Below are 15,230 nucleotides of genomic sequence, written 5' to 3' on the forward strand. Positions count from 1 at the left end.
AGCTTCAGTCGGCCTTGGGCTTGGCGTCGGCCCATATCCACGGGCGGGTGAATTCGCCAAGGCATTGCGAAATCGCCGCCTCGTCCGCGTCCCCGGTTTTCGACAGGCAAGCCACAAGGCCGCGCTTCTTGTCGTCGATCACCTCGGTCACCTCGGCGTTGATGCCCGCATCGGCCAGAGCCGCGTTATAAACTCGGGTGATCGCCCGTTTGCGCAGATCGGGCTTGAACACCTTGCCGACGGCGGTTTTCGGCAGTTCGTCCAGCACCTCGATATATTTCGGAATGGCGGCGCGTTCGTGGACATGCACCTTGCAATGTTCCAGCAGCGCGGCGCTATCGACCGAGCCGCCTGAGACCAGTTCCACATAGGCGCAAGGCAACTCGCCGGAATGCGCGTCGGGCTGGCCGATGGCACCGGCGCCCGCCACTTCGGCGTGGGCCATCAGCGCTTCCTCGATATCGGCGGGGTCTATGTTGTGGCCGCCGCGGATGATCAGGTCCTTGGCGCGGCCGGTGATCCAGAGGTAACCGTCGTCGTCGATCCGGCCCAGGTCGCCGGTGCGCAGATAGACCTCGTGATGGTAAAGGTCCTTGTTCTTGGCGACCTCGGTATAGGTGTTGCCGGCAAAGACGCCGGGGTTGGCGATGCCGATCTCGCCCACTTCGTCGGGGCCGCATTCGGTGCCGTCGGTCTTGTAGATCTTGACGTCGGTATAGGGCAGGGGCACGCCGACGCTGCCGACCTTCTTTTCGCCCGTGGGCGGGTTGCAGGAGACAAGGCAGGTGGCCTCGGTCAGGCCGTAGCCTTCGATCACGGTCATTCCGGTGGCGGATTCGAACCGTTTGAACAGTTCCAGCGGCATGGGCGCGGAACCGGAGAACGCATTCTTCACCTTGGAGATGTCGGCATTCACCTTGCGCTGCATCAGCGCCGCGGTGGCGGTGGGGACGGTGATGACAAAGGTTGTGCCCCAGCGTTCCAGCAGCTTCCAGAAATTGTCGAATACGCCGTCGCCGCGATACCCGGCGGGGGTGGGGAAGACCACATGCGCGCCGGACTTGATCATCGCCATCAGGATCACGTGGCAGGCGAAGACGTGGAACAGAGGCAGCGGACACATGATGCTGTCATGCTCGTCAAACAGCAGGCGGTGACCCAGCCAGCCGTTATAGACCATGCCGGAATACTTGTGCTGCGCGACCTTGGGCATCCCCGTGGTGCCGCCGGTGTGGAAATAGGCGGCGACGCGATCGGTGGCGCTGTCCTTGAAGACCAAGGTGTTGGGGTGCTTGCGCGCCTCGGCGTTGAAATTCTTGACGTCGGCGTGGTGGTTGTCGGGGTTCTTGGGCCGAATGAGCGGGACAATCCAGCTTTTGGGCGGCGTCAGGTAGCGGACAAGATCGACCTCCAGCACCGTGTGCACGCGTGGCGCGTTGCGCACGGCCTCGGCCATTTTCTGGGCCACGTCGGTCTTCGGGAAGGACCGCAGGGTCACCACCACGCGGGCGTCGGTTTCGCGCAGGATGGCGCCGATCTGTTCGGGCTCCAGCAAAGGATTGATCGGGTTGGCGATGCCCGCGACCATGGCGCCGATCGTGGCGATGGCGGTTTCCAGGCAGTTGGGCATGACCAGCGCGATCACGTCGGTCTCGGAGATCTTCAGGCTGCGGAAGAGGTTGGCGGCCTGGCAGACACGCCCGTGAAACTCGGACCAGGTGAGCGTCTGCGACTTGTCCATGGGGCCCGACAGAAGCTGATAGCTGACGGCCGGACGGTCCGGGAAGGCCGTGGCGGTGTCGGCCAGCATTTGGTAAACCGTTTTCGGTACGTCGCGTGCCTCCCACGGCATTTCTTGCTGGATAGCGATCACGTCCTGGCGTGTGGAAAATGTCATGGTGTCTCCTCCCGCGGCGCGTCTCGATGCGCCCTTTTCTCCCGTCCCGGCAGCATGATCACGAATTGCGGGCCGCGCAAGTTTTACGCTGCGTTTTGTCGGAGGTCGCCTGCCGAATACGTCTCTTGACTCTTTCAGTCAGAAAATTCATCAATAGCCTACAAATTCACTCGGAAAAAGAAAGGCTGTTTCTTGATGGCTCATCTGACCTCTCGTTCTCTTGTTGCCGCTCTGGCCTTGAGCGGCGTTGCCATGCCCGCGGTCGCGCAGGAGGTGAACGTGTATTCCTCGCGTCACTACGACACCGACGACTCGCTTTACGAAGCATTCACCGAGGAAACCGGCATCACCGTGAACCGGATCGAGGCCGATGCCGACGAGCTGATCGCGCGGCTGGAAGCGGAAGGCGAGAACAGCCCCGCCGACGTGCTGATCACCGTGGACGCGGGCCGCATGGCGCGCGCCGAGGAACTGGATTTGCTGGCGGCCTACGACTCACAGACCATCGAGGACCGCATCCCCGACCACCTCGAGCATCCCGAAAACCTGTGGTACGGCATCGCGCAGCGCGCGCGGATCATCTACTACGACAAGGAAAAGGTGGAAAACCCGCCGCAGACCTATGAAGAGCTGGCCGATCCCGCGTGGGAAGGCAAGATCTGCATCCGGTCGTCCTCGAACATCTACAACCAGTCGCTGATGGCGTCGATCATCGAAACACATGGCGAGGAAGCGGCCAAGGAATGGGCGCAGGGCATCGTCAACAACATGGCGCGCGACCCGCAGGGCGGCGACACCGACCAGCTGCGCGGCATCGTGTCGGGCGAGTGCGAAGTGGCGGTAGGCAACCACTATTACTTCGTGCGCGGGTTTGAATCCGACGTCGAGGGCCTGAGCGACGGCATCGAGAAAATCGGCTGGGTCTGGCCGAACCAGGACGACCGTGGCACCCACGTGAACCTGTCGACGGCGGCGATGCTGAAGACCGCGCCGAACCCGGAAAATGCAATGAAGCTGATGGAGTTCTTCACCAGCGACACGGCGCAGACCAATCTGGCCACCGGCAACCACGAATACCCCGCCGTCGAGGACGCGCCGGGCACGGCAACCACCGAGCGGCTGGGTGAGTTCAAGCCCGACGAGACCACGCCCACCGCGGCGTTCAGCCGGAATGCTGCCAAGGCACAAGAGTTGTTCAACGCGGTCGGCTGGGACTGACACAACTTTCGAGCAGGCATGGAACGCGGCGTCCCCATAGGGGGCGCCGTTTTTCGTTGTGACGTCGCGGCGGTGCCGGACGCGCAAGATCCGGGTCGTGAACCGCATGATCCGGGTCGCTCCTCCCTGACAGTGCGGCAAGGATGCCCGCACGACACAGCTGAAGGAGCGTTGAAATGCTGTTGCAAGACAGGTCCATCATCATCACTGGCGCCTCAAGCGGAATCGGTGCCGCCGCCGCGCTGATCTTCGCCGCACAGGGGGCACGGCTGGTTCTGGGCGCGCGCAGGGCCGACATGCTGAGCCGGATCGCGGGGCAGATCAACCAGTCGAACGGGCACGCCGTTGCCGTGGCGGGCGACGTGTGCGACCCGGGCTATGCACAGCGACTGGTCGATGCCGCGCGCGACGCGTATGGCGGGCTGGACGGGGCCCTTAACAACGCCGGCACTGTCGGCAGCGGCGCCATGTTGGCCGACACCCAAGACGCGGAATGGGCCGAGGTGCTGGCGACCAACCTCACGGCCGGGTTCCATGCAGCCCGCGCGCAGATCCCGGCGCTGCGCGAGCGCGGTGGCGGCTCGCTGGTATTCACCGGGACCTTCGTGGGCCATACCGCGACCCTGCCGGGGATGGGAGCCTACGCCGCGTCGAAAGCGGGACTGGTGGGTTTGGTGCAGGCGATTGCGGTCGAGACCGGTGGCGAAGGCATTCGGGCCAACGTGTTGATGCCGGGGGGCACGATGACTGAGATGGCCAAGGACGCGGCAACTAACCCAGAGACGGCAGACTTCATTGCCGGATTGCACGCGCTGAAGCGCATGGCGCAGCCGCAGGAGATTGCCAACGCGGCGCTGTTCCTGCTGTCGGATCTGTCGAGTTTTGTGACGGGGGCGGCCATGCTGGCCGACGGCGGCAATTCTATTGCGAAGGTCTGAAGAGACGGCGTGTCGGCCTTTGGCGTTGCTGCCTCGCCCGGGGCTGAGCCGGGCGAGGCGTCGCGGTCAGCTGACGTCCTTGTAGCTGACTTCCTTTTCGTTCTCGCCAAGCTTGGCGCGGCGGGTCAACAGACGGTTGAGCGCGTTGATATAGGCCTTTGCGCTGGCGACCACGGTGTCGGTGTCCGCCGACTGGCCCGTGGCGATGTTGCCGCCTTCCTCCAGCCGAACGGAGACGGTGGCCTGCGCGTCGGTGCCTTCGGTCACGGCGTGTACCTGGTAAAGCGACAGATGCGCGTCGTTGGGGTGCAACTGGCGCACGGCCTTGAACGTCGCGTCGACGGGCCCGTCGCCTTGCTCGGTCGCGGAGGTCTCGACCCCGTCGATGGACATGACCATCTCGGCCTCGGCCTGGCCCCCGGTGCCGCAGACCACGCGCAGGGATTTCAGCACGAGGCGGTCGTTTTCGGCATCCTCGCCGGCGGTGACGAGCGCGATCAGGTCCTCGTCGAACACTTCCTTCTTGCGGTCGGCCAGTTCCTTGAACCGCACGAAGACATCGCTCAGCTGGTTCTCGGCCAGGTCGATCCCGAGGTTCTTGAGCTTCGAGCGCAACGCGGCACGGCCGGAATGCTTGCCCATGACAATGTTGGTTTCCGTCAGGCCCACATCCTCGGGGCGCATGATCTCGAACGTCTCGGCGTTCTTGAGCATGCCGTCCTGGTGAATGCCGCTCTCGTGGGCGAAAGCGTTCTTGCCGACGATGGCCTTGTTCGGCTGCACCTGGAAGCCCGACACGGTGGCGACCCGGCGCGACAGGTGCATGATCTTCGTCGAGTCGATGCGCGTGTGGTAGGGGATGATGTCGTTGCGGACCTTCATCGCCATCACGACCTCTTCCAGCGCGGTGTTGCCGGCGCGTTCGCCCAAGCCGTTGATCGTGCACTCGATTTGTCGCGCGCCGCCTTCGACGGCGGCCAACGAGTTGGCCGTGGCCATGCCCAGATCGTTGTGGCAATGGGTGGCGAAGACAACCTCGTCGGCGCCTGGCACCTCGGCAATCAGTCGGCGGATGAGATCGGCGCTCTCGACGGGCGCGGTGTACCCCACGGTATCGGGGATGTTGATCGTCGTGGCCCCGGCCTTGATGGCGATCTCGACCACGCGGGCGAGGTAATCCCACTCCGTCCGCGTCGCATCCATCGGGGACCATTGCACATTGTCGCAAAGGTTGCGTGCGTGGGTGACCGTCTCGTGGATGCGCTCGGCCATTTCATCCTTGTTGAGGTTCGGGATGGCGCGGTGCAGGGGGGAGGTGCCGATGAAGGTGTGGATACGGGGCTGGCTGGCGTGCTTCACCGCGTCCCAGCAGCGGTCGATATCCTTGAGGTTGGCGCGCGCCAACCCGCATATCACGCTGTTCTTCGCATTCTTGGCGATCTCGGAGACGGCCCTGAAGTCGCCCTCGGACGCGATGGGAAACCCCGCCTCGATGATGTCGACGCCCATCTCGTCCAGCAGGCCGGCGATCTCCAGCTTTTCGGCGTGTGTCATGGTGGCGCCGGGGGATTGTTCTCCGTCGCGCAGGGTGGTGTCGAAGATCACCACGCGGTTTTGTTCGGAATTGGTCATGTCATGTCTCGTGTTTTGGTCCTAAGCCTGTGGCGCGAAAGGCTACTCCTCTGAGCGGTCGCGCCGGATCAGGGCACGCTCAGAGGCGGCTTAGGAGCACACGCGCGGAAAGGCAAGCCGCCGAGGCGGGGCTTGCGGGGCCGGAGATATGGCAGCGCGTAGACATGAGCAAAGCATAAGGACGATGGGCGGCTTTGAAAACCCCCGATCTGGCGATGATTTGCGTCTTGAAGCCGGTCAGCCGCCCGCTAGCTCTTGGCGTCATGAAAGATGCATTGGTGATAGGCGCCTCGGGCGGGATCGGGTCCGCGCTTGTGTCGGCGTTGGAAAAGCGTGACGTTCGGGTGACCGGGCTGTCGCGGTCCGGGGACGGTTTGGACGTGACGGACGAGGCGTCGGTCGAGGCGCATCTGGGCGCGCTGGAGGGCGAATACGACCTTGTTTTCGTGGCCACGGGCGCGCTGGAGCTGGAGGGGAGCGGGCCAGAGAAGTCATTGAAAGAATTGAGATCTGAGGCGATGGAGGCGCAATTCCGGGTGAATTGCATCGGGCCGTCCCTAGTGCTGAAGCATAGCGTTCGGCTGTTACCGCGTGACCGGGAATGCCGGTTTGCCGCCCTGTCGGCGCGGGTGGGGTCGATCGGGGACAACGGGCTTGGCGGCTGGTACAGCTATCGCACGGCCAAGGCTGCGGTGAACCAGATGATCCATGGCGGGGCGATCGAACTGGCCCGGACGCACGGGCAGTCGATCTGCGTGGCGCTGCATCCCGGCACGGTGGAGACGCCACTGACCAAGAAGTTCGCGGGCGGGCACACGACGGTGACGCCCGAGGAGGCGGCGCAGAACCTTCTGGATGTGCTGGCGGGGCTAACGCCCGAGAATACCGGGCAATTCTTTGATTGGGCCGGGGAGCCGGTGCCGTGGTGAAGCGTCTGATTCTGGTGCTGGGGGACCAGCTGAGCAATAACCTGTCGGCGCTGCGCGACGCGGACAAGGAGCGTGACATAGTGGTGATGGCCGAAGTCGCGGACGAGGCCAGTTACGTGGGGCATCATCCGAAGAAAATCGCGCTGATCTTCGCGGCCATGCGCCATTTTGCTGAAGAATTACAGGATGATGGCTGGCAGGTCGCGTATTCGCGACTGGACGACGATGACACGTCGAAATCCATCGTCGGCGAATTGATGCGACGTGGGCAGGAGCATGACACGACCGAGGTAGTCGCGACCCGACCCGGCGAGTGGCGGCTGGTCGAAGCGCTGGACAATGCCCCGTTGACGGTGACGATGCTGCCCGATGACCGCTTCGTGGCCTCGCTGGATGAGTTCAACACATGGGCCGAGGGACGCAAGTCCTTGAGAATGGAGTATTTCTATCGCGACATGCGGCGGAAAACGGGCCTGATGATGGAGGGGGATGAGCCGGCGGGCAAGAAGTGGAATTACGACCACGAGAACCGCAAGCCCGCGTCGGGCGACATGCTGCGCTCGAAGCCCATGGAGTTCACGCCGGATAAGATCACCGAGGAGGTTCTGGATCTGGTCGAGGAAAAATTCGGCAACAATTTCGGCGCGTTGCGTCCCTTTACTTATGCTGTGTCCCGGGGGCAGGCGCTGCGGGCGCTGGATCATTTCGCCAAGAACCTGCTGGACTGTTTCGGCGATTACCAGGACGCGATGTTGCAGGATGACCGGTTCCTGCACCATTCGCTGTTATCGCAGTATTTGAACATCGGATTGCTGGATCCTGTGGAAATCTGCACCCGTGTGGAAGAGGAATGGAAAGCCGGGAATGTGCCGATCAATGCGGCGGAGGGCTTTATCCGGCAGATCATCGGCTGGCGGGAATATGTGCGGGGGATCTATTTCCGGGAAGGTCCGGACTATGTGACGCGCAATGCGCTGGGGCATGAGAGGGATTTGCCCTGGATGTATTGGGGCGGTGAAACGCAGATGAATTGCGTCGCCCATGCCGTTGATCAGACACGGGAATTGGCCTATGCGCACCACATCCAGAGGTTAATGGTGACGGGCAATTTCGCGCTTCTGGCGGGGGTCGATCCGCACCAGGTGCACGAGTGGTACCTGGCGGTTTACCACGACGCGTTCGAATGGGTGGAAGCGCCTAACGTGATCGGGATGAGCCAGTTCGCGGATGACGGGATCATTGCGTCGAAGCCCTATGTCAGCTCGGGCAACTATATCGACAAGATGTCGGATTACTGCGGTTCCTGCGCCTATTCCGTCAAGGACAAGACCGGCGAAAAGGCGTGCCCTTTCAATCTGCTATACTGGGATTTTCTTGTACGGCACCGGGAGAAATTCTCGAACAATCCGCGCATGGGGCAGATGTATGCCACGTGGGACCGGATGAAGGACGACCGCAAGGACGCGGTTCTGAAAGGCGCGAAACGCATCCTCGACCGGCTGGATGCGTGCGAAATCGTGTGAGGGCGCGACTCGAGGGTTAACGGAGCGGATGCCGGCGGAATCGGCACGTCGGTATCGCGTCGGTATCCGGGTGGTATCGCGGCGGTGCGATTTTCAGCCATCTGCCGGGTGAACGCAACGTGCGGAGTTCATGTTTGATTAACCGGAGCGCGCGTGGGTTTTCACCCACCCTACGAGGTCCCGGATCAGGTCCGGGACGGGCGGAGCGAGGGGTCAGTTGCTCTCTTCGGTGGCCGCGTCTTCGGTGGTCTCGGCTTCGGGCTCGGCGTCCGTCTCGCCGCCCTCGGTCGCGGTTCCGGTTTCGGCCTCCGTCTCGGCCTCGGTCGCGGTTTCCGCCTCGGGCGAGGTTCCCGTGTCGGCGGTGTCGGATGTCTCCGCGCCGGCCTCGGTGCCGGAGGCGCCGGATGTGTCCTCGGGGACGGCGGGGGTCTCTTCCTCGGTGACGGTGGTGGTCTGCTCGGCCAGGGCGCCGTCGGACCATTCGCCGGTCGCCTCTTCGCCGGTGGCATAGCGCATGGTGCCGGTGCCCTGCCGCTTGCCGTTCTCGAACGTGCCTTCGTAGACGTCGCCGTTGGTGTAGGTGGCGACGCCCCGGCCCGAGATCTCGCCGTTTTGCCACTCGCCTTCGTAGACGAAGCCGTCCGGCATGGTGATCTTGCCGGTGCCGTGGCGCTGGCCATCGACGAATTCGCCTTCGTAGACCGTGCCGTCGGCATAGGTGGCGGTGCCCTGGCCGTGGCGTTGACCATCGCGCCATGCGCCTTCGTAGCGGTAGCCGTCGGGATAGGTCATCACGCCCTGGCCGTGGTTCTTGGCGTTCTGGAATTCGCCTTCGTAGACCAGACCGTTGGGATAGGTCGCCTTGCCTTGCCCGTCGATCACGCCGCCCGACCATTCGCCCTCGTAGGTGGCGCCGTCGGGATAGGTGACCTTGCCCTGGCCGTTGGCGAGATCGTCGCGGAACTGGCCCACATAGACCGAGCCGTCTGGGTAGGTCACGGTGCCTTCGCCGGAGATCTTGCCCGCGACCCAGGAGCCTTCGTAGCGGTAGCCGTCGGAGCCGGTGAAGGTGCCTTGCCCGTGGCGGCTGTCATCGGCGAACTCGCCTTCGTAGACATCGCCGTTGTTGTAGACCACGCGGCCCGTGCCCTCGCGCCGGCCCGCCACGAGCTCGCCTTCGTAGACGTCGCCGTTGGGCTGCGTGAGCTTGCCGGTGCCGTTGATCTGGCCCTCGGCCCAGGTGCCTTCGTAGATCAGGCCGTCCTGCATGGTCAGCGTGCCTTCGCCATCGCGGGCGCCGCGCTTGACCTGGCCTTCATAGACCGCACCATCGGGATAGGTGATCGTCGCCGTGCCTTCCTTGACGCCGTTCACCCAGTCGCCGTCGTAGACATAGCCGCCGGGGCTTTCCATTTTGCCGCGGCCGTGGTGCTGGGCGTTGCGGAAGCCGCCCTCGTAGCGGACGCCGTTGGCATAGACCGCGACGCCTTCGCCGGTGATCTTGCCTTCCTCCCACGTGCCCTCGTAGGTGCCGCCATCGGAGAAGGTGATGCGGCCCACGCCCTCGGGCTTGCCCTTGGCGAACTCGCCCTCGTAGACCGAGCCGTTGGGAAAGCGGGCGGTGCCGGTGCCGCGGATCTCGCCATCGACCCATTCGCCGGAATATTCATAGCCGTTGGGCAGCGTATAGGTGCCGGTGCCATGCTGAAGGCCGTTGCGGAACGTGCCTTCGTAGATGCCGCCATCGTCATACTGCTTGGTCTGGACCTCGCCGTCCTGCGCCAGCACCGGGCCGGTCAGCCCCAGCACGGCGGCCAGGACGATAGATGTGACGGTTCTGCTCTGCATGTCTGCCCACTCACCCAGGTTCTGCGACAACCCCCCAACGGGTCTGCAAGAGCGTAATTGACCGGCGCAGGGGTGACAACGGCTTTTCCCGGTTTCGGCTTTCCCTCGCGCGTTCATCTGTTAAATCGAAGGGGAGCGATGAATGGCAGGGGTTTGAGGGCGCATGGCGGATCGGTTTCGCGTGACATTGGCACAGCTGAACGCCACGGTGGGCGACCTTGGGGGCAACGCCGCGCTGGCGCGCAAGGCGTGGGAGGCGGGCCGCGAGGCCGGGGCCGACCTGGTGGCGCTGCCCGAGATGTTCATCACAGGGTACAACACCCAGGACCTGATTAGGAAGCCGGTGTTTCACCAGGCGGCGATTGCGAAGATCGAGGACCTGGCCAAGGAGTGCGCCGTCGGCCCCGCGCTGGCCATCGGCGGGCCGGCGCTGGAAGGCGCGGAGCTTTACAACGCCTATTACATCCTGAAGGGCGGCAGCATCACCGCCTGCGTGCTGAAGCATCACCTGCCCAACGAGACGGTGTTCGACGAGGTGCGGCTCTATGCGTCGGGTGACGTGATGGGGCCTTACGCGGTGGACGGCGTGCGCATCGGGTCGCCGATCTGCGAGGACAGCTGGCACGATGACGTGCCCGAGACGCTGGCCGAGACCGGGGCGGAGTTCCTGCTGGTGCCCAACGGCTCGCCCTATTATCGCGGAAAGCTGGCGCATCGGCACCAGTTGATGGTGAACCGGGTGGTCGAGACGGGGCTGCCGCTGATCTACCTGAACCTGGTGGGGGCGCAGGACGATCAGGTGTTTGACGGCGGCACCTTTGCGCTGAACCCCGGGGGCGGTTTGGCGGTGCAGATGCCGCTGTTCGAGGAGGACATCGCGCATGTGGATCTGGTACGCGGCGACGATGGCTGGCGGATCGAGACGAAGGCGCTGGCGCACATCCCCGACACGCTGGAGAGCGATTACCACGCGATGGTGCTGGCCTTGCGCGATTACATGCGCAAGACGGGGTTCGGGAAGGTCCTGCTGGGCCTGTCGGGGGGCGTGGACAGTGCGATCGTGGCGACCATCGCGGTGGACGCGCTGGGGGCGGAGAATGTCCGCTGCGTGATGCTGCCCTCGGAATATACCTCGCAAGGGTCGCTGGACGATGCCAAGGCCTGCGCCAAGGCGCTGGGCGCGCGGTATGATTTCGTGCCCATCGCCGAGGGGCGGGCGGCGATCACCAATACGCTGGCGCCCTTGTTCGAGGGCACCGAGCCGGGGATCACCGAGGAGAATATCCAGTCGCGGCTGCGTGGGCTGTTGTTGATGGCGCTTTCCAACAAGTTCGGGGAGATGCTGTTGACCACCGGCAACAAGTCGGAGGTGGCGGTGGGCTATGCCACGATCTATGGCGACATGGCGGGCGGGTATAACCCGATCAAGGATCTGTACAAGACGCGGGTGTTCGATGTGTGCCGGTGGCGCAACGCCAACCACCGGGACTGGATGATGGGGCCCGGGGGCGAGGTGATCCCCGAGACCATCATCGAGAAGCCGCCCAGTGCGGAGCTGCGCGCGGACCAGAAGGACAGTGACAGCCTGCCGGATTATCCTGTGCTGGACGGGATCTTGCAGATCCTGGTGGACGAGGACGGGTCGATCGAGGATTGCGTCAAGGCGGGGTATTCGCGCGCGGATGCGGCGCGGGTGGAGCACCTGATTTACATCAGCGAATACAAGCGGTTCCAGTCGGCGCCGGGCACGCGGCTGTCGAAGCGGGCGTTCTGGCTGGACCGGCGTTATCCCATCGTGAACCGCTGGCGCGACGGCGGCTAGGGCCGGCAGTTCCGCGGGGCTGCCAGGCCGGTGAATACGCTTGCGGGGCGGTCTTGCACCGCGGCTGCCTGTCGCCCGTGTCTCCCGGCAGGTGTGCCGGCCCGGTCACGATTTTCCTTGACGCTGGAGTTGCAATCGTCCGAGCATCAGTAACCTTTAACGGGAAAATATCAAGATTGGGAGGACTACTATGAGCACACGGCTTTTATCGGCTGTCGCTTCATGAGTGTGATGACTGCGGCCCCCGCCGCATGGTCGGACGAGCACGACGGGGCGATGGATGTTCCCAAGATCACGTCGTCGGTGGTGCTGGAGGAGCTGGACACACCCTGGGACATGGCCTTTCTGCCGGACGGCACGATGTTCTTCACGGAGAAATGCGACGGTCTGTCTGTAAGGATGCCGGATGGCACCGTGAACGCGCTCTATGGTATCGACGGGTCCGAAGGCTATGCGGATGTCGGCAGCGATCTGATCTGCGAAGGTCAGGCCGGAATGCTGGGCGTGGCCGTCGATCGGCATTTCGAGGACAACCGGACGCTGTTCGTCTACTCGACATCCAACAAGTATCACGGCGATGGCTGCACGACCAATTTCGAAAGATGCGACGGCAACATCGTGATGAAGTTCAAGGTCGGTGAGGACCTGGCGAGCGTGTCCGACAGAACCGATATCGTGACCGACATCCAGTTCAAGCCGTTCGATTCCGATCAGCCCTTCGGCGGACCCGGCGCGCATAACGGCGGCAGGATCCGCATCGGACCCGGCGGCTATCTGTGGGTTACGGGCGGCGACCGTCACCGCGGGGTTTGCCCGCAGGACGGAACACTGCTTTGCGGCAAGGTGCTGAGAATCGACGGGGACGGCAATGCCCACCCGGACAACAATCCGCCCGAAGGCTTTGACCCGCGGATCTACACCTACGGGCACAGAAACGTCCAGGGCATCGATTTCCGCCCGAGCGACGGGAGGCGTTCACCGCCGAGCATGGCCCCTGGCACAACGACGAGATCACGGCCCTTGTGAATGGCGGCAACGGCGGCTGGGATCCGGCCCAGAACACGGGTGGCCGGGGCGAGTGCCCGGACGAGTACTGTGGCTACGAGCCGAACCAGACCGAAGCCGTGGACCCCGCGATACGCGCGGCCTACACCCCCATGAGCGACACGCGTTTCGACGACCTGATGCCGCCGACATGGAACAATAACGGGTTTTCCCAGGGCACCAGTTCCGCCGCCTTCCTGACGGGCGAAAACTGGGGCATCTACGAGGGGCGCCTGGCCGTTGGCATCATGGGTATCGGCTTTGGTGACACGCCGATCGGGTCGAGGATCGACCTGATCAGCATCACGCCCGACGGCCTGGGGATCAACGGGATCACCCGGATGCCGCTTGGCTTTTCGGCCAGGTTCCGCGGGCTTGCCATGGGGCCGGACAACGCGCTGTATATCGCGACGGAAGAAGGCGAGATCCACAAGGTGACCGCGGAAAGCATGAACTGAAGCGGTCCGCGAAAACCCGGATCACGGGTTTTCGCGGAACCTGAAACGCCTTGAGTTTCAACGTAGGACGCCCGCGCGAGTTGATCGTCGCGGGCGTCTTTTTTGGGAGGTGTCCGCAAAGCGTGTTGGTCCGTTTTGCGGGCCCTTGCTGCCGGTCACGACGGAGGCGAGCGTCAGCCCCTGGGGTGGTGATCCGACGGCAACTACGAAGCCTTTTGTGCCTGCCAAACACATCCTCGGAAGGATCGTTGCGCCCAGCCTCACCAAATCGCCAGCCCAAGGGAGCGGCTGACGATGGCCGGGCCGCTTCGCGGCTGTTAACCGGCTGGGTGCTCGAACCCGGTGTTTCACAAGGGCTCGAACCGTACATAAAAGACGTTTGATCTACAGCCCCGGCGCGGAAACGGGCCGCAGGCCCAGCGCCATCGCCGGGCCGCCCCCACGGCCCGGCGATTGGGTGACGTTCGGTGCATCGCTCAATCCTGTTTCGGGTTTGGTCTGGATAAAGCGCTGCCGAACCACCGTCGGATCGCCGCGCCGCGGCCCGTCGATGGCGCTCGGGGATATAGATCACACGTGTCCGCAAAGGGCTCAAAGCAGACCTCTGCGCCACACTTCGTGTATTATGCGCGGGCAACCTCCGCTGGACGCATACCCGCCGGCCCCACCTCTAGCCAGCGGATGTAGCCGCTGAGGTTCTTCGTGGCCGGTCCAGAGAAGGGCTTGATGAACCTTTTGTAGAGGTCGTGGAGGGAGTTCACGTACTGGATGTGATAGTAGCCTGAAGCCCCCCTTTTTCTGCATGTCGGGGAGGTCATGGCGCGTTGCGCAGGCGCCCAAAAGAAAACGGAGGCCCCGGAAGGCCCCCGTTTCCCGTCCCTCGACGACTGGCTTATTTTTGCAGTTCGGTCCAGATCGCGGTGTAGAATTCCTGCGCCTCGGCGGGGCAGGCGGTGGTGAACTGACCGGCGGCCTTCAGGTCTTCGGGCACGACGATCTCGGGGGCCGAGCGCATGTCCTCGGGCATGAATTCCTCGGAGCCGTCGATGCCGTTGGCGTAGCGGGCGAAGTCCGACAGCATGGCCGCGTTTTCCGGGTCCATGATGAAGTTCAGGAAGAGCTTGGCGTTCTCGACATTCTGCGCGTCGGCAAGGATCGCGGCGCTGTCCATCCAGACCGGGTAGCCCTCTTTCGGGTAGCCGTAGGACACGTCCTCGTTGTTGTTGCGGGCGCGGAAGGTCGAGCCGTTCCAGTTCACCGAGGCCATGACGTCGCCGTTCGACAGCTTCTCGGTCATGCCGTAATCCATGCTCATCCACTTGGGCTTGGCCTCGATAAGCACGTCGCGGGCCTTTTTCAGCATTTCCTTGTCGGTGGTGCAGGGCTCGCCGCCGACGTAGAACAGCGTGAGGTTCATCACGTCCTGCATTTCCGGCACGACGTTGACCTTGCCCACCAGTTCCTCGGGCGGGTCGAGGAAGATGGAGGAGGTGTTGATGTCGCCGTCATAGGCCGACTTGTTCACGGCGATGCCGGTCGTGCCCCATTGCCACGGCACGGAATATTCGCGGTTCGGGTCCCATTCCACGTTCTTCCACTGCTCGGAGATGTTGCCGTAGTTTTCCATCTCGGGGATGCCCGGCTTCATCAAAAGGCCCTTGTCGATATAGACGCCCATGTAGCTGTGCGTCGGCACGACGATGTCGAAGCCGTGGCCGCCCGCCTCGATCTTGGCCAGCGCGGTGGTGTTGCTGTCATAGTCGGTGATGGTGACGTCGACGTCGAATTCCTGTTCGAACTTCTCGATCATCTCGGGGCTGGTGTAGTTGCCCCAGTTGTAGATGTTGAGCGACCCTTCGGCATGGGCCGCCCCGGCCAGCGCGATGGTGGCCACTGTGGTGGTCAGATATGTCTTCATCGT

At 63.6% G+C, this 15,230-nt stretch carries 9 protein-coding genes and 1 pseudogene; 6 read left to right on the plus strand and 4 right to left on the minus strand.

Annotation, left to right across the window (positions count from 1 at the left end):
- Positions 1-4: 4 nt before the first annotated feature.
- Positions 5-1,897, minus strand: coding sequence for an acyl-CoA synthetase (locus FIU85_RS16130; RefSeq protein WP_152497611.1), 1,893 nt, complete (start codon positions 1,895-1,897; stop codon positions 5-7).
- Positions 1,898-2,092: 195 nt separating this feature from the next.
- Here FIU85_RS16130 and FIU85_RS16135 point away from each other — a divergent pair, with 195 nt between their 5' ends.
- Together FIU85_RS16135 and FIU85_RS16140 are read left to right on the plus strand one after the other, a co-directional pair.
- The gene (locus tag FIU85_RS16135) at positions 2,093-3,115 is read left to right on the plus strand and encodes a Fe(3+) ABC transporter substrate-binding protein (RefSeq protein WP_152497612.1); all 1,023 of its coding nucleotides are present in this window, start codon (positions 2,093-2,095) and stop codon (positions 3,113-3,115) included.
- A gap of 176 nt (positions 3,116-3,291) precedes the next feature.
- Entirely contained in the window at positions 3,292-4,053 is a 762-nt protein-coding gene (locus FIU85_RS16140; RefSeq protein ID WP_152497613.1) for an SDR family oxidoreductase, read from the plus strand.
- A gap of 66 nt (positions 4,054-4,119) precedes the next feature.
- Here the strand turns inward: FIU85_RS16140 and FIU85_RS16145 are convergent, their stop codons facing one another.
- A complete protein-coding gene (locus FIU85_RS16145; RefSeq protein ID WP_152493459.1) occupies positions 4,120-5,685 on the minus strand; it encodes a 2-isopropylmalate synthase in 1,566 nt (521 codons plus the stop codon).
- A gap of 263 nt (positions 5,686-5,948) precedes the next feature.
- Here FIU85_RS16145 and FIU85_RS16150 point away from each other — a divergent pair, with 263 nt between their 5' ends.
- Together FIU85_RS16150 and FIU85_RS16155 are read left to right on the plus strand one after the other, a co-directional pair.
- The gene (locus tag FIU85_RS16150) at positions 5,949-6,614 is read left to right on the plus strand and encodes an SDR family NAD(P)-dependent oxidoreductase (protein WP_152498286.1); all 666 of its coding nucleotides are present in this window, start codon (positions 5,949-5,951) and stop codon (positions 6,612-6,614) included.
- Positions 6,608-8,137, plus strand: coding sequence for a cryptochrome/photolyase family protein (locus tag FIU85_RS16155; protein ID WP_152497614.1), 1,530 nt, complete (start codon positions 6,608-6,610; stop codon positions 8,135-8,137). Before FIU85_RS16150 ends, FIU85_RS16155 begins: the two co-directional genes overlap by 7 nt.
- Before the next feature lie 213 nt (positions 8,138-8,350).
- Here FIU85_RS16155 and FIU85_RS16160 read toward each other — a convergent pair whose 3' ends face one another.
- A complete protein-coding gene (locus FIU85_RS16160) occupies positions 8,351-9,985 on the minus strand; it encodes an MORN repeat-containing protein (RefSeq protein ID WP_152497615.1) in 1,635 nt (544 codons plus the stop codon).
- A 163-nt stretch (positions 9,986-10,148) separates the two neighbouring features.
- Here FIU85_RS16160 and FIU85_RS16165 point away from each other — a divergent pair, with 163 nt between their 5' ends.
- Complete coding sequence (locus FIU85_RS16165) at positions 10,149-11,807, plus strand: NAD+ synthase (protein WP_152497616.1); 1,659 nt, start codon at positions 10,149-10,151, stop codon at positions 11,805-11,807.
- Positions 11,808-12,167: 360 nt separating this feature from the next.
- Positions 12,168-13,309, plus strand: a pseudogene (locus tag FIU85_RS16170) (sorbosone dehydrogenase family protein).
- 892 nt (positions 13,310-14,201) lie between these two features.
- Here the strand turns inward: FIU85_RS16170 and FIU85_RS16175 are convergent.
- Positions 14,202-15,227 (minus strand): extracellular solute-binding protein, encoded by a 1,026-nt coding sequence (locus tag FIU85_RS16175; protein WP_216648879.1) that lies wholly within the window; start codon positions 15,225-15,227, stop codon positions 14,202-14,204.
- Between the last annotated feature and the right edge of the window lie 3 nt (positions 15,228-15,230).

The organism is Roseovarius sp. THAF8, assembly GCF_009363735.1.
Classification (GTDB): domain Bacteria; phylum Pseudomonadota; class Alphaproteobacteria; order Rhodobacterales; family Rhodobacteraceae; genus Roseovarius.

Bases quoted from the DNA above. Each gene is read 5' to 3' on its own strand.
- FIU85_RS16130 (WP_152497611.1), bottom strand. From the start codon at position 1,897: ATGACATTTTCCACACGCCAGGACGTGATCGCTATCCAGCAAGAAATG.
- FIU85_RS16135 (WP_152497612.1), top strand. From the start codon at position 2,093: ATGGCTCATCTGACCTCTCGTTCTCTTGTTGCCGCTCTGGCCTTGAGC.
- FIU85_RS16140 (WP_152497613.1), top strand. From the start codon at position 3,292: ATGCTGTTGCAAGACAGGTCCATCATCATCACTGGCGCCTCAAGCGGA.
- FIU85_RS16145 (WP_152493459.1), bottom strand. From the start codon at position 5,685: ATGACCAATTCCGAACAAAACCGCGTGGTGATCTTCGACACCACCCTG.
- FIU85_RS16150 (WP_152498286.1), top strand. From the start codon at position 5,949: ATGAAAGATGCATTGGTGATAGGCGCCTCGGGCGGGATCGGGTCCGCG.
- FIU85_RS16160 (WP_152497615.1), bottom strand. From the start codon at position 9,985: ATGCAGAGCAGAACCGTCACATCTATCGTCCTGGCCGCCGTGCTGGGG.
- FIU85_RS16165 (WP_152497616.1), top strand. From the start codon at position 10,149: ATGGCGGATCGGTTTCGCGTGACATTGGCACAGCTGAACGCCACGGTG.
- FIU85_RS16175 (WP_216648879.1), bottom strand. From the start codon at position 15,227: ATGAAGACATATCTGACCACCACAGTGGCCACCATCGCGCTGGCCGGG.